Source organism: Maribacter sp. UH1 (assembly GCF_056839145.1).
This window is the reverse complement of record NZ_CM166387.1, coordinates 3,017,985-3,038,775: the sequence shown is the minus strand read 5'-3', so window position 1 is coordinate 3,038,775 and position 20,791 is coordinate 3,017,985. Positions and strand designations below refer to the sequence as shown.

The window sequence follows — 20,791 nt, the reverse complement described above, 5'->3', positions numbered from 1 at the left end:
TTATTGGTAGTTAACTAGTTGCTTATACTATTTCAACTTTTCTAAAGCCGTTAATATTTCCGACACTTCTGCTCTTTCGGTATAATCTGCATCTAAAAATGCATATTGTATAATGGCATCGGTATCGATCACATAAGTTGCAGCCAATGGTAATTCATTACTATCATCTCCATTTACCTTACTTAATCCAAAACCTGCTTCATACATTGCAGCAACCTCATCGGTCAAGGAATATACTACACCATATTCTTTTCCAACAACATTACCCACATCGCTCAAAACAGAAAACTTTAAAGAATTCTTTTCTGCTGTACTTAGTGAGTTATCTGGCAACTCTGGTGTAATTGCGATCAAAGTAGCACCTGCTTTTTGAAATTCAGGTAGTTTTTCTTGCAAATAGTGTAGTGTGATGTTACAATACGGACACCAGCCACCTCTATACCAAGTAACAACTACAGGTCCGTTTTTAAGTTCCTCATACAAAGAAACCGATTTGCCCGATGCATTTTTCAAGGTGAAGTTAGGTGCTTTACTATTGACATTCAATGCATTTTCCAATACACCAGATGCCGCAACACTACTAATACCCTCAGCATAGGTTTGCTTTTTCTCATCAGTAAACTTCACAGCTGCTTCTTGGCGTTTTACCGCTAATAATGCATCTAGCTCCCCTTTATTTGTTGTGCTCATGATAGACTAATTTATATTTTAATTAATCGGCAATTAGTTCGCCAAGTATTTGTTTAAAAGTAGAAACGGGTTGTGCACCTGTTACTGCACTTTTCATATTAAAGACAATAGTAGGCACAGAGTTTACACCCATATTCTTCCATTCTCCTTGTTTGTTTCTTACCTCAAATCTCGCTTCTTCACTGTCTAACCTAGCAAGTGCCTCATCTGCATTTAAACCGACCGCTATTAAAGCTTCTTTCAAAACAGCTCTATCAGAAACATCTTTTCTTTCGGTAAAGAAAGAAGTAATCAATTGCATTTTCAATTCGGTCTGTTTTCCAAAATTCTTAGCATATTCTAACAACAAATGAGCATCAAAAGTGTTCGCCATACGCATACCTTCAAAATAGTCGAACTTAAAACCAAGTTCTTCCCCAATATCGGTCATGTTCTGTTGCGATGCTTGTTGTTGTTCTATAGTAGAACCATACTTTTCGGCAATATGTTCCGTAAGGTCTTGCCCTTCTGGTGGCATGCCCGGGTTTAGCTCAAATGGTTGCCATTCAATTTCTACCTTATCTTCAATACCTAGTTCTGAAATCGCTTTTTCTAAACGCTTATACCCAATAATACACCATGGGCAAACTACATCAGAAACGATATCAATTTTTAATTTCTCTTTCATCTCTTAAAATGTTACCAATTCACTGATCTGAATCTCACCTTGTACATTGCTATAATTTTTAACATCTGCCGCAAATGTCGCTGCATGAGGACCAAATGCCGCTTGAAATGAAGCTACATCCTCAAACTTTAAATGAGCAATAGCTACATAGGGTGCAGCTTCGCCTGGCGCTCTGCCACCAACACCAAGATCTAATTCCAATCCTTTCAATGCACTACCCACTAGTTTTTGAACCATTGGCAAGTGTGTATTTTTATAATATTCCGTATCGAACTTTACGCCTTCGCTGTTCGGATACATTACAGATACCTTTATCATTTTCTGAGTTTTTAAAGTTGAAAAAAGTAGCGGTTCTATTCAATCAAGAAACGCTACTTCGTTTATTCTAGTTTTCTGATAAAATTTGACGAATCATTTGATTGGTGAATCCCCATTCATTATCATACCACGTCATCACTTTTAATAAATCGCCATCTACGACTCTAGTCATACCTAAATCTACTGTAGATGCATGCGGATTTTTCACAATATCAGAAGATACCAAAGGCTGATCTGTTGTAGCAAGAACGTTCTGATATCTTTTAGTAGCCGCTTCTTCCCTAAAAATAGCATTAATAGCTTCTGGTGTAATATCATGTTCCATTACAAATGTTAGATCGGACATTGAACCTACCGGAATAGGAACACGTAAAGCAACACCATCAAATTTACCGGCTAAACCTGGCAAAGCTTTAGTGGTTGCAATTGCTGCACCAGTAGATGTTGGTACTATATTCGCCGCACCGGCACGTCCCATTCTTAAGTTTTTCTGTGAAGGAGAATCTACAATACCTTGAGATGCCGTATAGGCGTGTACCGTAGTCATGATAGCTTTCTTAATACCAATTCTACGACTTAAAATCTCAACAACAGGACTTATGTTATTGGTAGTACAACTAGCACATGAAAATATGTTAGTTTCTCCAGCTTCCGTATTTACACCATGAACTACCGTTGGTATGTCCTCACTTTTTGTTGGTGCAGAAATAATAACAGATTTAGCACCTGCTTTAATGTGTTTTTTAGCGTCTTCGCTTTTGGTAAAGAAACCAGTACTTTCAATTACGACATCAATTTTATGTGATGCCCAAGGTAAATCTTCAGGATTACGTTGTGAGTTGTATTGAATTTTTTGACCATCTATGATCAAATTGTTATCATCATGAGAAACCTCTTTTTCATAAATCCCATAAACTGAATCATACTTAAGTAAATAAGCTATATTCTCTATAGACACGATATCGTTTACCGCCACTAACTCTAATTCTGGAGTATCCAAAATCACCTTTAAAGAAGCGCGACCTATACGCCCCATTCCGTTTATTGCTATTTTTTTCATTTCGATGTATTTAGTTTAATAAAATTCAATCCTACTTACGCAGAACCCTTTAATTCTTGTTTGTTCTAATCCGTTAAAACTATATTTTCTGCAAACCCTTGATAAGCTACTTCAAATTGTTTCGCCATATCGTCTGGAAACAAGTGAAAATCTCCTGCAGCCAATGATTTTACAATACCTTCCGATACAATTGAGGTAGCCGCAGCACCCTCAAATCCTGCTTTTGCAGCCATATCAGTATCTATAGGACCAGGGTGCACACTTAAAATGCTAACTCCTTTTGCTCCTAAATCCGCTCTTACACCTTGCGTCAAGGAATAGGATGCCGCCTTTGAAGCAGAATAGGTAGATAATTGAGGGAAATTTTTAATAGATGCTACAGAATTTAATTGAACCAACGCTCCTTTTTTATCCTCTAATGTTTTAGCGAATGCATTGGCTACACGTAAAAAACCAAAGGCATTTACCTGTAATTGTTGCATGAAATCTTTTTCTACATCTTCACCTACAGTGGCATAAGGTGTACCTATACCCGCGTTATTAACAACGATATCTACATCGTTTGCCTGTTTAGCCAAATCTTGAATAGATTTTGTGTCGGAGACATCTGCATTCAGCGTCACTACCTTATCACCGTATTTCTCTTCTAATTCTTTTGTAGAATCCGTATTACGTACTGCCAAATACACTTTTTTAGCACCGTGATTTATAAATGACTCCACTATCGCTTTACCGATACCTCTATTGGCACCAGTTACTAAAGCTACTTTATTTTCTATTGTTGTGCTCATATATAAGTTTAAGTTTTTGATAAATTTGTTCGAGAAAAAAATAGCCTTCCGCCTAAAGACGGAAGGCTACAAATAATCACTCAATCAACATATGGTTTCGGGGGAAAACTGAAACCTCAATTATTTAGACCATGCAAAGCCTTGAAAAGGTGCGTCTACTGGCGTATGTGCAATATGGTTTGTGTAGTTACTGATCACTTTTTGAGATAAGCCTAAGATAATTTCCAATACTTGTTGCTCACCATAACCAGCTGCATAAAAAGTATCTAGATCTTCTTGCGTTACATTACCTCTGTTACGAACAACACTTAATGTGAACGTACGTAAAGCCTCTAATTTTTCATCTGCCAAAGGAGTTTCGTTACGTAATGCTTCTGTAATAGCATCATCAACCTTCATCATTTTAGCAATACCCGTGTGCGCTGGTACACAGTAATGACAAGCATGCTCTACATTGATTGTCTGCCATACTACTGTCAACTCATCGTTGTTAAAAGAAGTTTCAGTAAATAGTTTGTGTAATGTCTGGTATGCTTCTAAAATTTGTGGAGAAGCTGCCAACACACCGTGCAAACCAGGAATCATACCAAATGATTTTTGAGAGTTCTCTAATAATCCTTTGCTACCTTCTGGTGCAGATTCAATGTCGTGTACTTTTAAAGTTGTCATAATCTTATTATTTCTATTAATTATTATAATTATGTTAAATCTAAGCGACTGCTTAGTTATTGCTCAAAAAAAATGTTATAAGTGTAAAAATGTAATCTTAATAATGTCTTTTAGCTGTTCCTCTTTAAACACTTTCGATGAAATAGATAAACCTAAAAGAGCATTCATTAAATAGTCTGCTTGCGCTTCTATTTCTTTTACATCCCTTAAGTCGTCTTGTTTTAGATTCCTTACAAACAATTCTCTAATATTTAAAGAAAAGCGTTTTAACGCCGCCATTATTACAGGGCTAGAATCTTCTTTAATTTCATTTACAGTATTAGTAACCAGGCATCCTTTAAAAATTGCGCCTTCTCTAGAAAAATCAAGAAAATCAAGAAAATATTCCTTAATACCTTCTACTCCATTATTAGAGTTTTCCAAGGTATTGGTAATGGTTTTAATTTGATTATTATAAAGTTTGATGCTTTCTAAAAAAACACCCTCTTTATTTTTAAAACTAGAATATATGGAAAACTGGTTAATACCCATTTCTTTCTCCAACATACGAACTGATGTGCTCTCATAGCCATTACGCCAGAACAGGCGCATTGCCTTTTCTATGACTTCAGCTTCGTTATATTGTTTTTTGCGTGCCATGATTTCTAATTCCACCACAAAACTAAGCAAGTGCTTTGTTATATAAAAACTTTTAACTTCTATTTAATAATTGACAGAAGTAATGAATAAAAAAAATGAGCCAACCCGTAGGTTGACCCATTTAAGGAAAGTAAGCAAAACCATAATTATATTAAGACATAACTTCTACCTCTTTTACCCTCTTCCTACTTTTTGATCCGGCATCGAACTGGTTAGAAGTATTCTTCTCGCCACCTGCTTTTAAAGCCTTATCCCCTGCAAAAAAAGATTTATGATCATCACCAAGATCAGACCCCGCCATTCTCTGGTGTTTTACACAAGCCACACCTTTACGTATTTCTTGTCTTTGTACCTCTTTTACATACGCCAACATACTTTCTTCACCAAAATATCCTTTGGTAAGATCACTCATATGCAACGCAGTTGTATGATAGGTTGGTAATGTAATTAAATGGTGAAAAATACCGGCATCCCTAGCTCCATCTACCTGAAAGCTTCTTATTTTCATATCTGCACGGAATGATAATTCTGAATCATCATATGCTTCGTCCATTAAATTATTTCTATCGTACTCCGTCATATTCTCACCTTCGGCAAGCATTTCATCATATGCCTGACCACGGAAATTTAAGGTCCAGTTAAACGATGGTGAATTATTATATACCAATTTTGCATTAGGTATCACTTCTCTAATTCTATTTACCATATGTGTAATTTGCTTTACATTAGGTGTTGGTGTTTCTATCCAAAGTAAATCCGCACCATTTTGCAAACTTGTAATACAATCCAAAACTACCCTATCTATATTGGTGCCGTTTCTAAATTTATACAATCCGTTAGGCAAGCGAATTGGGCGCACCAATTTACCGTCCCTTTTTAATAGTACATCATCTTCACGAGCATCTGAAATCGCAATCTCCTCTGCCTCTACAAAAGCTAAATATTGTGATGCCAAATCACCCGGCTCTTGACTTACCGGCAATTTCTGTGTAAGTCCCGCACCTTCAGAATCTGTTCTTGCAACAATTACCCCATCGTCAATTCCCAATTCAATAAAAGCATATCGCACTGCATTTAACTTAGCAACAAAATCTTCATGAGGTACGGTTACCTTACCATCTTGGTGACCGCATTGTTTTGCATCTGATACCTGATTTTCTATCTGTATGGCACATGCACCAGCTTGGATCATTTTCTTGGCTAATAAATAAGTAGCCTCTTCATTACCAAAACCGGCATCAATATCAGCAATGATCGGTACAATATGGGTTTCATAATTATCGATTTCATGTTGCACATCTTCCCCATTCTCCAATCTTCTGAACAAATCGTTTAATTCAATAGCATCTGCCTGACGCAAAAAATCATAGATTTCTGCAATTAAACTAGAAACCGCCGTTTTTTCATGCATAGATTGGTCAGGTAAGGGTCCAAATTCTGAACGTAATGCAGCCACCATCCACCCAGAAAGGTATAAGTATTTTTTACTGGTAGTTTTATGGTGTTTCTTCACGGCAATCATTTTTTGCTGCGCTACAAAACCATGCCAGCAACCAAGAGATTGAGTATAATTAGACGGATCCGCATCATAATCTGCCATATCCTTTCTCATAATCCCAGCTGTATATTTCGCAATATCCAATCCGGTTTTAAAACGATTTTGAGTGACCATTCTAGCAGCATTTTCAGGGTTGATATCATTCCAAGTTGCCCCGTACTTTTGCTTTAGGTTTCTTACAGTCTCCAATGCAGAACTGTACTTGCTTTGTTCTAAATTTTTCATAATTTTGAAATACGTTATTTATTATTGATAATGAGATCCTGTACATTGTTGCCGCAATGGCAGGATCGTTTTTATTAAATGAATTTATAGGCTGGTAAGGTTAAGAATTCCTCAAATTTATCTGTAACCACCAACTGATCGAACAGTTGTATAGCCAGTTCAAATTTGGTGTTCTTCAAATTATCCTCACCAACTTCGGTAATAAGTTTTTCTACCTCATCATCAAATATTTCCATATACAGACCTTTATTCAATTGGCGCCCATCGGCAAGAATAACTTCATTCTTCAACCACTGCCATACTTGGGTTCTAGATATTTCTGCCGTAGCGGCATCTTCCATTAAATTATATAATGCCACCGCACCATGTCCTCTTAACCATGCTTCGGTATAAAGAATACCTACATTGATGTTTTTTCTAATACCCGCTTCTGTAATGGTACCTCTTGGAATTTCCACAAGGTCTTGTTCAGATATCTTTACATCTTCGCGCAATACATACATTTGATTTGGCGTAGGCATATGTTTATTAAATTCAGCCATAGCAACTTCTACCAAAGCTGGGTGAGCCACCCAAGTACCATCATGACCGTTTTGAACTTCGCGTTCTTTATCTTTTCTAACTTTCTCCAACGCTTCGGCATTTGCCTTGTCATCGTTCTTAATCGGAATTTGAGCCGCCATACCACCAATAGCAAGTATGCCACGCTTATGGCATCTTTGAACCACCAATTTTGCATAGGCATCCATAAACGGAGTGGTCATAGTCACCTGATCTCTATTTGGTACCACGAACCCAGGGTGATTTCTAAACTTTTTGATATAAGAGAATATATAGTCCCAACGACCACAGTTCAACCCAACGATATGATCTTTCAATTCAAAAATAATTTCGTCTAATTGAAAGCTTGCTGTTATTGTCTCTACCAAAACAGTTGCTTTAAAAGTACCCTTTGGTACACTCAAATACTTTTGGGCAAATTCAAAAACTTCGTTCCACCAACGTGCTTCTGTGTAATGCTCTAATTTTGGTAGATAGAAATAAGGTGCCGTACCGTTGGCCATCATAGTTTTGGTATTATGAAAAACGTACAGTCCAAAATCTACCAAACTACCAGAAGCCTCTTCATCATTGATCAACAAGTGTCTTTCATTCAGGTGCAAACCTCTTGGTCTTACCAAAAGCACTGCGGTTTCATCCTTTAATTGGTATGATTTCCCTCTTTTAGTATCTGTTAAACTAATGGTCTTCGTATTGGCGTCCATTAAATTTTGCTGCCCTTCAATACTATTTTTCCAACTTGGCGAATTGCTATCCTCCAAATCTGCCATAAAGGTTTTGGCTCCAGAATTTAAAGCATTAATAATCATCTTACGATCTACAGGTCCGGTAATTTCTACCCTCCTATCCTGCAAATCTTCAGGTATGTTTCCTGCGGTCCAAACTCCTTCCCGTATTGTTTTGGTCTCTTTAGGAAAATGAGGAAACTGACCACTATCAAAGACTTCTTGCTGGACTTCACGGTTTTTAAGTAACTCTAATCTTTTCTCGTTAAAGTTCTCATGAAGCGCTGTTAGGAATTCTAAAGCGCTGTCTGTTAGAATTTCAGGATAGTAATGATGTACCTGATTTGCGAACTGAATTTTTGGATGTTTTAAAATCGTGTTTTCCATTATTAAAAGTTTTTGTTGACACAATGATAGAATAAAATATTTTACAAAACAAGCGAACGTTCGCTAAAATGATAAAATTCACTTTTTTACGATATACGCAAAATGTAGTATCTTTAAAATCTCATTATGGAACAAGAATATATTAAACTCATTTTCGGCTTAAAACTGAAGCAAATACGAACAGATAAAAATTTATCGCTATTTGGTTTATCAAAAATTTGCGGACTTTCTAAATCGTATTTAAACGAAATTGAGAAAGGAAAAAAATATCCGAAGCCAGATAAAATCATTTTACTATCAGAAAAATTAGATGTGCCATATGATCAAATGGTCTCTTTAAAGCTTGATAAAAACTTGGCACCAATTGGAGATTTGCTTCGCTCCAAGATATTAAAGGAGATTCCGCTAGAGCTGTTCGGCATAAAAGAAAGCGACCTAATAGATATTGTTGCTACGGCACCTGCAAAGGTCAATGCCTTTATAAGCACCATTATAGAAATAGCACAGCACTATAGTTTTAGTAGAGAAAGTTTTTTCTTGGCATCTTTACGTTCTTACCAAGAGGCAAATAACAATTATTTTGATGATATTGAACAGCAAGTTTTAAAATTTGCCAAAGCCTATCATATAGATTTATCCAAAACGCTTTCTTCAAAAGATTTAGAGGAAATACTAATTGAGGAATATGGCTATACCATCAATAATGGGGAAATAAAAAAATACGAAGCCTTAGAAAATTTAAGATCCTTATTTGTTCCCGAAACCAAAACACTGTTACTTTCTGCAGATATTAACGAGCCACAAAGAGCATTCATTTATGCTAAAGAAATTGCCTATAACTTTTTAGCCTATACTGATCGGTTATATACTTTTCCATGGATAAAATTCGAAAATTTTGATCAGGTTTTAAATAATTTTTACGCGTCTTATTTTGCCGGTGCACTGGTTATACCTAAAACTCTTCTTGTTCCTAAAATTGAAGCGGTTTTTTTAAAAGAAACTTTTGACCCTAACAAATTCTTAGCACTTATTAACGGCTTTAACGCCTCACCAGAATCTGTTTATCAGCGACTCACTAATATTTTACCCAATTCCTTCAACATACAGAACTTATTCTTTCTCCGTTTTACCCATAGATTAGGCAGTACAAAATACCATCTTAAAAAAGAGCTGCACCTATCTCATCAACATTCGCCCAGAGCAAATGAAACCAATGAGCACTACTGCCGTCGGTGGGTGTCGTTAAAAGTATTAAACGATATTAAAATGAGCCAGAAAGACCATGAATTCGATTGCCAAATATCTGAATATGATGGTGAGGACAATAACTACATTGTTTTCTCTTCTGCAACTAAAGATCCTTTTAAGGATAATCAGTATAGAAGCATTAGTATAGGGCTGCTCATGAATAAACAGCTAGCACGTAAAATTAAATTTTTGAACGACCCAAAATTTAAGTCTCAAAAAGTGGGCGTTACTTGTGAGCGTTGTGCCATTAAGAATTGTAAGGAACGTCAAAATTCTGCCGTTGTTCTAGACCGAATCGACAAAAATAAAAATGTAGAATCTATTGTAGAAGAATTACAGGCTAAGTTTAAATCTTAGAAACCATAGCAAGCCGATATTTTACCTAAAAGCAGCCTACGTTAAATTACTAACAGGTTTATCTTAAATAGAGCATAGTTACATCTATACATTTTTTGTTTTGTTGTTATTAAAATAACCAACTGACTTACCGCTCTTTAGGATTTAAAAAAACTATCATAATAAAATGATAAAATTAATCGTTATTCAACTAATTAGATTTCATTTGTATCAACTTTTCTAGCTATAAAAAAGCCTGAAAACCGAACAAAAAAATCGATAATTAACTTAACAAGAAAAAAATGAAATCACTTTTAATTGTATTGTTCGTAGCAGTTTCTTCATTAACTACTTTTGGACAGGAAACGAGTACCATGAACGGAACATACGAGGGCTATATCGATGGCGCTTATGTATTTTCCGATGGCGAAGGTTACAAAACAGAATTCAATAATGTAACCAGTGAAGTATTAGCGGAATATGACCTAAATGGTCAAAAATTTGTTGGTAGGCAGTTCTCTATAACTTTTACAGTAGATTCTGAAATGGATGAAGATGATGAAGAAATTCAAGTAAGCACGATTACCGGCTTGCTCATGCCAATATAAAAAACATCAAGGACCTTAAAAGGTCCTTTTTTTATGCCTTTAACGAACGAAAAAAGGGATGAAAATGGACAAAAATAATCTCACTTCAAAGAGCCGAATCTTTTTCGTTTCTTTGTAATTCATAACAAAATATAAAATGACTTTACTAGGTATTGATGTAGGTGGTTCTGGAATTAAAGGAGCGTTAGTTAATTCTGAAACCGGAGAAATGATTTCCGAACGTTTTAGAATACCCACTCCCATACCTAGAACCCCAGAAGCAATGACCGATGTAATTGCCCAAATTGTAGCACATTTTGACTACAAGGGTAAAGTTGGCTGTGGTTTCCCTACCATTATCAAGAATGGCGTTTGTAAAGCCACCGGAAACTTGGATAAAAGTTGGCTAGGTGTAAATGTCGAAAAACTGTTAGAAAAGAAAACCGGACTAGATTTTACGGTTATCAACGATGCAGATGCAGCTGGGTATGCTACCATGAATTACGGCACCGGAAAAGGTGAAAAAGGATTTGTTGTTATGATAACCATTGGTACCGGCTTAGGCAGTGGTGCCTTTTTAGATGGTAGATTGATACCAAATTTTGAACTAGGTCAAATACCTTACAGAAAATTCGACAAGATAGAAAAGTGGGCAGCCGGATCAGCAAAAGACCGCGAAAAACTATCCTATAAAAAATGGGGAAAAAGGTTCAATACTTTTTTAGAGTATGTGGAATTGATCGTTTCACCAGACTTGATTATTCTAGGTGGCGGTGCTTCAAAAGATTTTGAGGAGTTTAAATCTAAAATTAAAATCGATACCAAAGTAATACCAGCAAAGCTTCAAAATCACGCAGGAATAATTGGTGCGGCAGTAGCTACACTACACAAATCACTCGATCAAAAATAAAATTCATAATTTCATAGAATACCATTTTATAACGCTTTAAACCAAAGTGGAGTATTTCTTGTTTAGTATATTCCTCTAACCAACCAAAATAACCAAAATGAAAAAATCACTTAGTTTATTTGTAATTATCTGTTGCCTTACCACCACCAAAATCTTGGCACAGAGAGCAAATTTAGATCGCGAATACTTTAGAACTTCATTTGTAGACCTCCCTACAATACCTATCGTAGATGATTCAAAAAGAACATTTACCTCTAGTAGCCGTAATATTTTTTTAGAAGGATTTTCTAGAGTAGCAAAAAATGGTACGCTAGATTTTAGATTCAATTTTCATGGAACACAAATAGGCGAAGTTGATATCAAAAAAAGAACCCACGAGGAAAAAGACAAAGACGGTAATGTAACTAAAACAACGTATACGTATGACGTACTTTGTAGTTATTCTTCTTCAGCAACCGTTTCAATTAGCAATGCCGACTCTGGAGAAAATTCTTCTTTTAGTTTATCTGAAGACGACAATTATGCTAGCACAGGCCATAAGACGTATTCTAAGGCCAGCGCTTTCTACAATAATAATCGCTACAACATTAGAGATAAATATCGTAATAAGCATCGCAATAGCATGGTCAACCAAACAAATAACAAAATCAATTATAACTACGGTTATGTTCCAGTAACTTCTAACCAAGCACAACATTTTTGGATAATTGCAACAAAAAAGCATCCAGAATTTGCCAATCATCAAGAAGCTTCTGCAGCTTTAAAAGCAATATTTTCAAAAATGCAGTACGATCAACCAGTTAATGATCTTTTAATAGAAGCACAACCATGGATCGATTATTTTAATGATGTTGTTACAAGATATAATGAAGATGACAAGCAACATAAAAAAGTACGCTATGCCAGTTATTATAACATTGCAAAAATTTATCTGAATTTAGATTTACCAGAAAAAGTAAAGAAATATGCCGATTTGCTTACCGCAAACGAATATGACAAAAAAGATGGAAAGCGACTGAACAGAAGTGCAGAAGATTTAATTAAAGATTTTACCATCAACGAAATCTCCACTAGGCATTTTGAAGTGGTTACCGAAGACCTTTCTAACGAGCCAGATGTAGAGATTGTATATGCAGACGATCCAGCTGAAGAATCTGAGAAGGCAGTTGCATTTTTAATAACATCTACAAACGATACCATACAAACAACTGTAGCTGTTGACGAATTGACAAAGGCGAGCGCAGCAATACAAATGTTAGACGAAAATAACAAAGCAAACGAAGTTGCTGCAACAGACAGTAAACAAATTGTATTAACTACAGGTGATATTTACGAAGTGGTAAATTTTGCATCTTCAGTTGCCAGTGATAAAACGAACGCACCAAAATTTGCCAAGGCAATTTATCAAGGAAGCAAGGTATCATTGTACGAACATATGGGTAAAGAATATGTTTTAAAGTATACCAATACCGAGGACGGTATCTCTACAATGAGCAAAGATTTTGTTTTTGGCTTCAATAAAAAACTGGCATCCTTGAGTACCGAATGTGAAGCGGTCAAAACTAAAATTACTGCCAACGAATACAAAAACACCAAAGAAGGTCTTTTAGCATACAGCCAAGCATATGATGCTTGCGCAGCTGAGTAAATCTTAAACCATATTTAAAATATAAATGGTGTATCTAAAAGTACTTTTTAGATACACCATTTTTTGTGCTATAATAGACATTTAGATTTTAAAGCTATTACTCTAAAATTTTTGCCTCCTCAGGAACATCAAAAAAGTCTTTTGGTAAATCTGATTCAAAAGACACATCTGTGAAATCAATTTTAGTAATGTAGTCACCTGGTTGATCGTCTTTAACCGTCCAGTACGTTTTAAATCCGCCTGGCATGGTAATACCATCTACAGTTTGCTCACCAACAAATTCAGTGAATTTTTCTGGGGCATGACCGCCATCTTTAAAATACTCTGGGTAAGAAACAATATATCTCATAACCGCTATTTTATTCGTCTCTTTATTAACATACAAAATGTAATAGTCATCTGGCGCATCACCGGTACCGGCAGCAAACGTAACCTTTACAGCATTGTAATCTTGACCTTTAAAGGTTGTAGGCTTTAACAATTCTAAGTTAACCCCTTCCCCACTTAACACAAAAGGATGCCCAACAAACCATAATGGTGTCAAGGCCCAGAACTTTGTATCATAAGCAAATGCTGTACTGTCCTTAGCTTTTACCCAGGCTTGTTCACCTGTCCAACCAAATTTCGCAGAACTATCCGTCGCGCTTGTATGTACAGATCTATTGCTCCATGTATCTACTGTTTGGTAACTATCTCTAGCAGTTTTGCCATCTAAAGGCTGATAATTGAAACGAAAGGTAATTGGTCCGTTAGCATACCAAGTATCTAATCCGCCATGTGCTTCCATAGCATTCCAAATAACTTTTCCTGCTTCAGTGCTATTTAGTCTTTCTTTTGCTTTTGAAACTCTAGAAGACACCCAAGAATCAGGGTAAGCAATTACATTGGTTTCAGCGACCACTTCTTTAGCGGTTTCATTTGTTTTTTTAGGAGTTTCTTTACAGGATACAATAACTGTAAGTACTAATAATAGTGATAGTTTGTAAAGTAGTTTCATAGTTGTTCGCCGTTTATTAATTTCCCAGCATAGATTATACGGCTTTATGATCTAAACTGGCCATTTTACGTTCCTCATAATTCTCGGCAACCTTCTTATCCAATTCAGCAGGTGCTTCAAAATTCAAGGTATTTTCCTTCAGTCGTTCTTCACCTCCAAAAATAACTTGAATCTCTTTATTAAATAATCCTTCAAGTGACCGCTCTGCAACATATTCAGGAGCATCCATCTTTCTACCTTTAAATTTCTGCATCATCTCAGTATCCGTAGCTGTAGGAAAAGCACAGGTAACCGATACTTTAAAAGGTGCCAATTCCCTTCTCATAGAGTCTGAAAACTGACGTATAGCTGCTTTGGTGCTTCCGTAGACCGCATAGAAAGGCATACCTATTAATCCTAGTCCAGATGAGATATTTAAAATATATGCATCTTCAGAAAATTTTAAAAGCGGAATACAGTACTTGGTCAATAACATTACAGCAGTAAGGTTTACAGCAACCTGATCATAAAGATCTTCATCTTGTATATCTTCTAAAGGTCCAGCAGCCACAATACCCGCATTATTTATCAATATATCTAAATGACCCCATTTATCTTCTATACGTGCAGCAGCATCGCGTAGAACCTGAATATTAGCTATATCACCAGCAATGCGAATAAAATTCACCTCTGGATATGAAAGTGATAAATCTTTTAGATTCTTTTTGTCCCGTGCAATGATCGCAATATTAGTGACTCCTTCTTTGATGAGCTGTTGGACCATGCATTTTCCAATACCCCGAGTACCTCCGGTAATGAGCACATTTTTCCCTTTTAGTTGCATAATAATGTTAGTTTGAGTTGTGATTAAATTCTACTTTAAATTAGATAAAATTCTATGTAGAAACGAAGAAAAATGCAGGATGAACGCATTATTAAGAAAGTAGGAAAATCTATCATAATTTTTTGCATATTTCTTAGTACGATGGCACTAATTAACATTATATCAACCCAGTAAAGACTTTAAAGATTTTACTTTCAAATGAACTTGAGAGCACTACAAACAAAAAAACCACCTAAACTAGGTGGTTTCTATATCTAAAAGCAAAAAAAAAAGCTCCTAATGAAGGAGCTTTAGTACTTATGCTATTTTATTACGCTTACGATCATTCTCCGTCAAATAGATTTTACGTAAACGTAAAAACTTAGGAGTAACCTCAACGTACTCATCTTTCTGAATATATTCCAATGCTTCTTCCAAAGAAAACTTAATTGCAGGAACAATCTTAGCTTTATCATCAGCACCAGAAGAACGAACGTTAGATAATTTTTTAGTCTTTGTAATGTTAACGGTCATATCATCTCCACGAGAGTTTTCACCAATAACTTGACCTTCGTAAATATCTTCACCTGGATCAACAAAGAACTTACCACGATCTTGTAATTTATCAATAGAATAAGGAATTGCTTTTCCTGTTTCCATAGAAACTAAAGAACCATTTTGTCTTTGTGGAATATCTCCTTTCATTGGTTGATACTCTAAGAAACGGTGTGCCATAATAGCCTCACCAGCAGTAGCGGTCAACAATTGGTTACGAAGACCTATAATACCTCTAGAAGGGATTATAAACTCACAAATCATACGCTCACCTTTAGCTTCCATACTGGTCATTTCACCTTTACGCATAGAAACCATCTCAACAGCTTTACCAGAAACAGCTTCCGGTAAATCTATTGTCAATGCTTCAACTGGCTCACATTTAACACCATCTATTTCTTTGATGATAACCTGTGGCTGACCAATTTGTAATTCGTATCCTTCACGACGCATTGTTTCAATTAAAACTGAAAGGTGTAATACACCACGACCGAATACTAAAAATTTATCTGCACTATCCGTTTCGTTTACACGTAACGCCAAGTTCTTTTCCAATTCTTTTTGAAGTCTATCGTTGATATGACGAGAAGTAACGAATTTACCATCTTTACCAAAGAAAGGACTATCGTTAATGGTAAACAACATACTCATTGTAGGTTCGTCAATTGCAATAGTTTTCAATGCTTCTGGGTTTTCAATATCAGCAACGGTATCACCAATCTCAAATCCTTCCACACCAACTAATGCACAAATATCACCAGTTTCAACTTCTTCAACTTTCTTACGACCAAGACCTTCAAAAACATATAATTCCTTGATTTTTGATTTCACGATAGAACCATCGCGTTTTACCAAAGAAATTTGCTGATTTTCTTTCAAAGTTCCTCTTTGTAATCTACCAATAGCTATTCTACCAGTAAATGAAGAGAAATCTAAAGAGGTAATCAACATTTGAGTATTTCCTTCTTTTGGTTCAAAAGTTGGAATATGCTCAATTACCATATCCAATAATGGCTCAATGTTTTCAGTTTCATTCTGCCAATCTGTACTCATCCAGTTGTTCTTTGCAGAACCATAAACCGTAGGGAAATCTAACTGCCACTCTTCAGCACCTAGCTCGAACATCAAATCGAAAACTTTTTCATGTACTTCTTCTGGAGTACAGTTTTCCTTATCTACTTTATTGATTACCAAACAAGGCTTTAAACCAAGATCGATTGCTTTTTGAAGTACAAAACGTGTTTGTGGCATAGGACCCTCGAAAGCATCTACCAACAACAAAACACCATCTGCCATATTCAATACACGCTCAACTTCACCACCAAAATCGGCGTGACCAGGAGTATCGATAATATTTATTTTCGTGTCCTTATATATAACGGAAACGTTCTTAGAAGTAATGGTAATACCACGTTCTCTTTCCAAGTCGTTATTATCCAAAATTAAATCACCTGTATTCTCGTTTTCACGAAACAAGCTACAGTGGTACATTATTTTGTCTACCAAGGTCGTTTTACCGTGGTCAACGTGCGCAATGATCGCAATATTTTTTGTAGTAGTGGACATAAAAGGTCTTATTTAAGCGTGCAAAGATACTTTAAATAATAATAGCCACACTTAAACTTATGTTATTTTTATCTTATTGATTTTGAGAGAGTTCTATAAGCCTAGACTACTTTTTTCTACCACCGATCACCCAACCTAGTCTTATATCTATTAAAATGCCCGCATCTACATAAAACTCATCGGCAAAAATACTTGGTCCAAAAGCCAATCCCCAATAAAATCCCTTTTCGTACGTACGCTGCATACCATAAACGATCGCCGCGTTATAAAAGTAGTCAGAAGCATATTCCAAATCACCTATAATTGGCGTTCCAAATTGAAGCTGATTTAAAAATGCAACGTAGTTACCCGTATTGCCAGATATATTCTTTCCTTTCTGCAATCTTCTATTAAAATTAACGTATTGCCTAACGTCTGCCTCTAGACCAGGGTAAAGTCCAAAACTGGTCTCTCTATCTGAACCTCCATTAAGTGCAAAACCTAAAAACGCCTCTAAGTTCAAGGTAGTTTTATCTGCGACCCCTACTTCATAAGATACACCCGGCGCTAGTACGTTAATTTTGAAGAGTCCGTCTTCCACTAATTTCCCGGATTGTGCATTCGCATAGAAAGCGGACAAAAGAATAACGGATAAAAAGATGATGTTTTTCATGATAGTATATGGTTAGAATTTATTCGGAGTATGTATCAAATATCAGACCACATTAATCAAATGTAGGTTTCCTAGATTTTCGTTTTGTCGCTACCCAACCAAAATTAACATTCAGCAAAAAGCCATGTCCACTATCCAAAGTTTTTGAGTCAAAATAACCATAACCTACTTCTGCATTTATATTAAAACCTTTTCTATTTGTACGCTGTATACCATATACTCCGCCATAGAAAGCAAAGGCATAATCAATATTTCCATCAGAGATATTATCAACAAACTGCACAGGTTCCCAAAATACACTACGTGCAGGACCAATATAATTTGCAGAATTACCAATTACATTTTTATTTACATCTAAGCGCTCTTGAAAATTATGGTAATATCTAATTCTGGTATGCCACGCATAACCTAAAGCATAGCCTTCCTGATATCTAGAAAATGCTGGAGTAAAGCTAGTTGATGCACTTACATTTTTAAAAAGACCTAATTCATATCGAATACCAGGACCTAATAAGTTAATTGTAAATTGATGTCGTTCTAGATTGACGAGTCCGTTACCTTTTTCAGAAAAATCCCTAATCTGAGCTTGCGTTACCGTGACGGTTAAAAACAGAAGAATTACCGTAATTTTTTTCATGTAGTTTGATTGATGTTGCAACTAAAACTACATGTTTCTAAAAACGTAATCACTAGATTTAATGAAATATTAAGAAAATACTTACGTAATTAACGACCCACACACCAGCGCTTTTCACTTATGATAAACCCGATGCTCAAATTAGCTACTGGATAAATTCCGCCTTCAAATTGTCCGTCATAATAAGCTGCACCTACATCTACAGAAAAGTTGAATCCAGAATCAAAACTACGTTGTATACCAGTCACCAAACCGGCATAACCGAAAGCCCCTTCTACATTTTCATTGGCAATGGTTCGTGAACCCGGAAAGAATACTGCTACAGCAGGTGCCACATAATTAGCAGAATTACCATAGATCTGTTTTCTTTTACGCTGACGTTTTTCAAAATTATAGTAGTACCTATATTGACCAGCTATTGCAGGAAAAATTCCAAATTCACTATAAACATCTGGCAATAATGGGTCTAAAGCAACTTGAATTCCCGCCTTTATATCAAGGGTAGTATTGGTACCCAAAGCCATTTCATATTCAAGACCGGGATTAACTAGATTGATCTTCACCTGCCTAAGTTCACAGTTTTTACCAAACTGAGCATGAACGTTACCAGCAAAACATATCAGCAATATTAAAATAAGAAACTGTTTGATTTTCATTTCGATTTGGGGTTTCGACAATCTTATCTTAATAGAACAGTAAGCTTCTTAAAATAGTATCTTTGTTTAAAAATATTCGACGAATGAACCTATCCCTAATACCCCAAATAAAACATACGGACAGTAATAACTTCTTTCTACTTTCAGGACCATGTGCCATTGAAGGTGAAGATATGGCGATGCGCATTGCAGAACATATTATTACTATTACTGATGAGCTTAAAATACCTTATGTATTTAAAGGAAGTTTCAAGAAGGCAAATCGTAGTAGGTTAGATTCATTTACAGGTATTGGAGATGAAAAGGCATTAAAAATTCTAAGAAAAGTTTCTGAAACTTTTAAAGTACCCACAGTAACAGATATACATACAGAACAAGATGCTGCCATGGCTGCAGAGTATGTAGACGTATTACAGATACCTGCATTCTTAGCACGCCAAACAGATTTAGTTGTTGCTGCCGCACAAACAGGAAAAACAGTCAACATCAAAAAAGGACAATTTATGAGTCCTGAGAGTATGAAGCATGCCGTAAATAAAGTTACCGAAACTGGTAATGAGCAAGCTATTATTACTGATCGTGGTACCATGTTCGGTTACCAAGATATGATTGTAGATTTTAGAGGTGTACCCACTATGAAACAATATGCACCTGTGGTTTTAGATGTAACGCATTCGTTACAACAGCCTAATCAAACTTCTGGTGTAACAGGTGGTAGACCAGCTATGATCGGTACTATGGCACGCGCAGGTGTTGCAGCAGGTGTTGACGGACTCTTTATAGAAACCCATTTTGATTGTGCCAATGCAAAAAGTGATGGAGCCAACATGCTGGATTTAGGATTAATGAAAAAACTATTGACAGACTTAGTGGCGTTGAGAGCAGTTGTTAATGAGTTTTAGATAGTAATTATATGTATTATCATAAATTTAATCTAGTTTGAATTGGTTTGGGACGTTCGAAAAAACTGTACAAGTAATTAGGGATTATTATTGGATAGCCCTAATCCCTATTGCCTTATGGGCCCTTTTAAAGAATATTAGTGAAGAGAAAGATATTGAACAAAACTTCACGGAATCTTACGGTGAAATATATAATTCAACCTCTGTTTATAAAAAAGCAAGTAAAAATAGCTATAAGTATAAATTTGAATATAACGGAATAGAATATTTTGGAAGTTCCATTGGAAGTTGGCTAGATGGTATATCGGTAGGGAAAATTTATAAGGTTGAATTTTCCAGCAAAAACCCGCAGCATTCTCAAATGAATTTTGAAATAGAATATTCCAAAAAAATAATCCAAAATAAAGAAGGAAAACTCGATACTGTTTTTATCCCGACTTCAGAATTACAGTTAGAATTATCAACAGATTTAAATAACAGACTTCAAAAACTAAAGAAGTTAAATTAAACAAATCGCACTTAATACAGTTACTTACTATCAAAGTAAATCTTTCTGCTTGTAAAACCCATTTTTACGAACGGAGTAAGCATCTTTTAATACATCAATTAAAATATCGTTATCAATATCTTCAAGGGTAGTATAACGCAAGGAACGTACTACTTTTCTATTTTCAGCAATTAGTACGTTCAAATGTTTTGTTAAGTGTGCCGAGTTCCAAAAAGCAATGTCAACAAACTGCTTTTTGTGCGATGCATTTAAATAACAAATGGGCGATTTCCCAACGTAAAAACAAGGTATATTCCATTTAAATTTCAGTTCAACCTCTGGCAAAGTTGTTTCAATCATCATTTGCAAATGCATTAAAATACTTTTATAAGGTTCTGGTTGATTGAAAATATAATTCTCAGCTGGTTTCATAATTAAATCGATTGTATTAACTTAAAATACGAATACATTTACTAATACGCATCCAAATATATAATTTTACCATCTCTAAAATTTAT

At 35.6% G+C, this 20,791-nt stretch carries 22 protein-coding genes; 6 read left to right on the top strand and 16 right to left on the bottom strand.

The genetic code is table 11. The annotated features are described in order from the left end of the window. Window positions 1-27: 27 nt before the first annotated feature. From UH1x_RS13240 to aceB, 9 genes are all read right to left on the bottom strand, one after another. Window positions 28-690, bottom strand: a complete 663-nt coding sequence (locus tag UH1x_RS13240) for a peroxiredoxin-like family protein (protein ID WP_482622180.1) — start codon at window positions 688-690, stop codon at window positions 28-30. A 22-nt stretch (window positions 691-712) separates the two neighbouring features. Further along, window positions 713-1,357 (bottom strand): DsbA family oxidoreductase, encoded by a 645-nt coding sequence (locus UH1x_RS13235; RefSeq protein ID WP_482622178.1) that lies wholly within the window; start codon window positions 1,355-1,357, stop codon window positions 713-715. Between the two features lie 3 nt (window positions 1,358-1,360). Beyond that, on the bottom strand, window positions 1,361-1,675 hold the full coding sequence (locus tag UH1x_RS13230; RefSeq protein ID WP_482622176.1) for an EthD family reductase: 315 nt from the start codon (window positions 1,673-1,675) through the stop codon (window positions 1,361-1,363). A gap of 67 nt (window positions 1,676-1,742) precedes the next feature. Next, complete coding sequence (gene gap / locus UH1x_RS13225) at window positions 1,743-2,735, bottom strand: type I glyceraldehyde-3-phosphate dehydrogenase (protein WP_482622174.1); 993 nt, start codon at window positions 2,733-2,735, stop codon at window positions 1,743-1,745. Between the two features lie 65 nt (window positions 2,736-2,800). Beyond that, window positions 2,801-3,526, bottom strand: a complete 726-nt coding sequence (locus UH1x_RS13220) for an SDR family oxidoreductase (protein WP_482622172.1) — start codon at window positions 3,524-3,526, stop codon at window positions 2,801-2,803. A gap of 120 nt (window positions 3,527-3,646) precedes the next feature. Beyond that, window positions 3,647-4,195, bottom strand: coding sequence for a carboxymuconolactone decarboxylase family protein (locus UH1x_RS13215; protein ID WP_036152420.1), 549 nt, complete (start codon window positions 4,193-4,195; stop codon window positions 3,647-3,649). A gap of 75 nt (window positions 4,196-4,270) precedes the next feature. Next, window positions 4,271-4,834: a TetR/AcrR family transcriptional regulator gene (locus UH1x_RS13210; RefSeq protein WP_036152418.1), complete on the bottom strand. Its 564-nt coding sequence runs from the start codon at window positions 4,832-4,834 to the stop codon at window positions 4,271-4,273. Between the two features lie 151 nt (window positions 4,835-4,985). After that, the gene (locus UH1x_RS13205; RefSeq protein WP_482622170.1) at window positions 4,986-6,617 is read right to left on the bottom strand and encodes an isocitrate lyase; all 1,632 of its coding nucleotides are present in this window, start codon (window positions 6,615-6,617) and stop codon (window positions 4,986-4,988) included. A 74-nt stretch (window positions 6,618-6,691) separates the two neighbouring features. Next, window positions 6,692-8,290, bottom strand: coding sequence for a malate synthase A (gene aceB / locus UH1x_RS13200; RefSeq protein WP_482622168.1), 1,599 nt, complete (start codon window positions 8,288-8,290; stop codon window positions 6,692-6,694). Window positions 8,291-8,416: 126 nt separating this feature from the next. Here aceB and UH1x_RS13195 point away from each other — a divergent pair, with 126 nt between their 5' ends. The 4 genes from UH1x_RS13195 to UH1x_RS13180 all read left to right on the top strand — a co-directional run bounded on the left by UH1x_RS13195 (window position 8,417) and on the right by UH1x_RS13180 (window position 13,019). Then, window positions 8,417-9,895 carry a helix-turn-helix domain-containing protein gene (locus UH1x_RS13195; RefSeq protein ID WP_482622166.1) on the top strand — a complete coding sequence of 493 codons (1,479 nt, stop codon included), beginning with the start codon at window positions 8,417-8,419 and terminating at the stop codon, window positions 9,893-9,895. 281 nt (window positions 9,896-10,176) lie between these two features. After that, window positions 10,177-10,482, top strand: coding sequence for a hypothetical protein (locus UH1x_RS13190; RefSeq protein ID WP_482622165.1), 306 nt, complete (start codon window positions 10,177-10,179; stop codon window positions 10,480-10,482). Window positions 10,483-10,618: 136 nt separating this feature from the next. After that, window positions 10,619-11,371 carry a polyphosphate--glucose phosphotransferase gene (gene ppgK, locus UH1x_RS13185; RefSeq protein ID WP_482622163.1) on the top strand — a complete coding sequence of 251 codons (753 nt, stop codon included), beginning with the start codon at window positions 10,619-10,621 and terminating at the stop codon, window positions 11,369-11,371. A 97-nt stretch (window positions 11,372-11,468) separates the two neighbouring features. Beyond that, complete coding sequence (locus UH1x_RS13180) at window positions 11,469-13,019, top strand: hypothetical protein (protein ID WP_482622161.1); 1,551 nt, start codon at window positions 11,469-11,471, stop codon at window positions 13,017-13,019. A 97-nt stretch (window positions 13,020-13,116) separates the two neighbouring features. On the opposite strand, the gene UH1x_RS13175 is transcribed toward UH1x_RS13180, so the two are convergent. The 6 genes from UH1x_RS13175 to UH1x_RS13150 all read right to left on the bottom strand — a co-directional run bounded on the left by UH1x_RS13175 (window position 13,117) and on the right by UH1x_RS13150 (window position 18,884). After that, the gene (locus tag UH1x_RS13175) at window positions 13,117-14,016 is read right to left on the bottom strand and encodes a LolA-like protein (protein WP_482622159.1); all 900 of its coding nucleotides are present in this window, start codon (window positions 14,014-14,016) and stop codon (window positions 13,117-13,119) included. Between the two features lie 34 nt (window positions 14,017-14,050). After that, complete coding sequence (locus UH1x_RS13170) at window positions 14,051-14,839, bottom strand: SDR family NAD(P)-dependent oxidoreductase (RefSeq protein WP_482622157.1); 789 nt, start codon at window positions 14,837-14,839, stop codon at window positions 14,051-14,053. A gap of 297 nt (window positions 14,840-15,136) precedes the next feature. Further along, complete coding sequence (gene typA, locus UH1x_RS13165; protein WP_036152395.1) at window positions 15,137-16,939, bottom strand: translational GTPase TypA; 1,803 nt, start codon at window positions 16,937-16,939, stop codon at window positions 15,137-15,139. A gap of 106 nt (window positions 16,940-17,045) precedes the next feature. Beyond that, window positions 17,046-17,591, bottom strand: a complete 546-nt coding sequence (locus UH1x_RS13160) for a hypothetical protein (protein ID WP_482622154.1) — start codon at window positions 17,589-17,591, stop codon at window positions 17,046-17,048. A 52-nt stretch (window positions 17,592-17,643) separates the two neighbouring features. Then, on the bottom strand, window positions 17,644-18,228 hold the full coding sequence (locus UH1x_RS13155) for a hypothetical protein (RefSeq protein ID WP_482622152.1): 585 nt from the start codon (window positions 18,226-18,228) through the stop codon (window positions 17,644-17,646). Between the two features lie 89 nt (window positions 18,229-18,317). Beyond that, window positions 18,318-18,884 carry a hypothetical protein gene (locus UH1x_RS13150; RefSeq protein ID WP_482622150.1) on the bottom strand — a complete coding sequence of 189 codons (567 nt, stop codon included), beginning with the start codon at window positions 18,882-18,884 and terminating at the stop codon, window positions 18,318-18,320. Between the two features lie 83 nt (window positions 18,885-18,967). Here UH1x_RS13150 and kdsA point away from each other — a divergent pair, with 83 nt between their 5' ends. After that, window positions 18,968-19,786, top strand: a complete 819-nt coding sequence (gene kdsA, locus UH1x_RS13145) for a 3-deoxy-8-phosphooctulonate synthase (RefSeq protein WP_482622148.1) — start codon at window positions 18,968-18,970, stop codon at window positions 19,784-19,786. 37 nt (window positions 19,787-19,823) lie between these two features. Next, window positions 19,824-20,294 carry a hypothetical protein gene (locus tag UH1x_RS13140; protein ID WP_482622146.1) on the top strand — a complete coding sequence of 157 codons (471 nt, stop codon included), beginning with the start codon at window positions 19,824-19,826 and terminating at the stop codon, window positions 20,292-20,294. 30 nt (window positions 20,295-20,324) lie between these two features. Here UH1x_RS13140 and UH1x_RS13135 read toward each other — a convergent pair whose 3' ends face one another. Further along, window positions 20,325-20,705: a DUF1801 domain-containing protein gene (locus tag UH1x_RS13135; RefSeq protein ID WP_482622145.1), complete on the bottom strand. Its 381-nt coding sequence runs from the start codon at window positions 20,703-20,705 to the stop codon at window positions 20,325-20,327. Window positions 20,706-20,791 lie beyond the last annotated feature (86 nt).

What these genes read in the sequence shown, in the direction of transcription:
- UH1x_RS13135 (WP_482622145.1), bottom strand. Translation starts at nt 20,705, where the DNA reads ATGAAACCAGCTGAGAATTATATTTTCAATCAACCAGAACCTTATAAA.
- UH1x_RS13180 (WP_482622161.1), top strand. Translation starts at nt 11,469, where the DNA reads ATGAAAAAATCACTTAGTTTATTTGTAATTATCTGTTGCCTTACCACC.
- UH1x_RS13170 (WP_482622157.1), bottom strand. Translation starts at nt 14,839, where the DNA reads ATGCAACTAAAAGGGAAAAATGTGCTCATTACCGGAGGTACTCGGGGT.
- UH1x_RS13150 (WP_482622150.1), bottom strand. Translation starts at nt 18,884, where the DNA reads ATGAAAATCAAACAGTTTCTTATTTTAATATTGCTGATATGTTTTGCT.
- UH1x_RS13190 (WP_482622165.1), top strand. Translation starts at nt 10,177, where the DNA reads ATGAAATCACTTTTAATTGTATTGTTCGTAGCAGTTTCTTCATTAACT.
- UH1x_RS13175 (WP_482622159.1), bottom strand. Translation starts at nt 14,016, where the DNA reads ATGAAACTACTTTACAAACTATCACTATTATTAGTACTTACAGTTATT.
- UH1x_RS13155 (WP_482622152.1), bottom strand. Translation starts at nt 18,228, where the DNA reads ATGAAAAAAATTACGGTAATTCTTCTGTTTTTAACCGTCACGGTAACG.
- ppgK (WP_482622163.1), top strand. Translation starts at nt 10,619, where the DNA reads ATGACTTTACTAGGTATTGATGTAGGTGGTTCTGGAATTAAAGGAGCG.
- aceB (WP_482622168.1), bottom strand. Translation starts at nt 8,290, where the DNA reads ATGGAAAACACGATTTTAAAACATCCAAAAATTCAGTTCGCAAATCAG.
- UH1x_RS13220 (WP_482622172.1), bottom strand. Translation starts at nt 3,526, where the DNA reads ATGAGCACAACAATAGAAAATAAAGTAGCTTTAGTAACTGGTGCCAAT.
- UH1x_RS13205 (WP_482622170.1), bottom strand. Translation starts at nt 6,617, where the DNA reads ATGAAAAATTTAGAACAAAGCAAGTACAGTTCTGCATTGGAGACTGTA.
- UH1x_RS13195 (WP_482622166.1), top strand. Translation starts at nt 8,417, where the DNA reads ATGGAACAAGAATATATTAAACTCATTTTCGGCTTAAAACTGAAGCAA.
- typA (WP_036152395.1), bottom strand. Translation starts at nt 16,939, where the DNA reads ATGTCCACTACTACAAAAAATATTGCGATCATTGCGCACGTTGACCAC.
- UH1x_RS13240 (WP_482622180.1), bottom strand. Translation starts at nt 690, where the DNA reads ATGAGCACAACAAATAAAGGGGAGCTAGATGCATTATTAGCGGTAAAA.
- UH1x_RS13230 (WP_482622176.1), bottom strand. Translation starts at nt 1,675, where the DNA reads ATGATAAAGGTATCTGTAATGTATCCGAACAGCGAAGGCGTAAAGTTC.
- UH1x_RS13215 (WP_036152420.1), bottom strand. Translation starts at nt 4,195, where the DNA reads ATGACAACTTTAAAAGTACACGACATTGAATCTGCACCAGAAGGTAGC.
- UH1x_RS13160 (WP_482622154.1), bottom strand. Translation starts at nt 17,591, where the DNA reads ATGAAAAACATCATCTTTTTATCCGTTATTCTTTTGTCCGCTTTCTAT.
- UH1x_RS13235 (WP_482622178.1), bottom strand. Translation starts at nt 1,357, where the DNA reads ATGAAAGAGAAATTAAAAATTGATATCGTTTCTGATGTAGTTTGCCCA.
- UH1x_RS13210 (WP_036152418.1), bottom strand. Translation starts at nt 4,834, where the DNA reads ATGGCACGCAAAAAACAATATAACGAAGCTGAAGTCATAGAAAAGGCA.
- gap (WP_482622174.1), bottom strand. Translation starts at nt 2,735, where the DNA reads ATGAAAAAAATAGCAATAAACGGAATGGGGCGTATAGGTCGCGCTTCT.
- kdsA (WP_482622148.1), top strand. Translation starts at nt 18,968, where the DNA reads ATGAACCTATCCCTAATACCCCAAATAAAACATACGGACAGTAATAAC.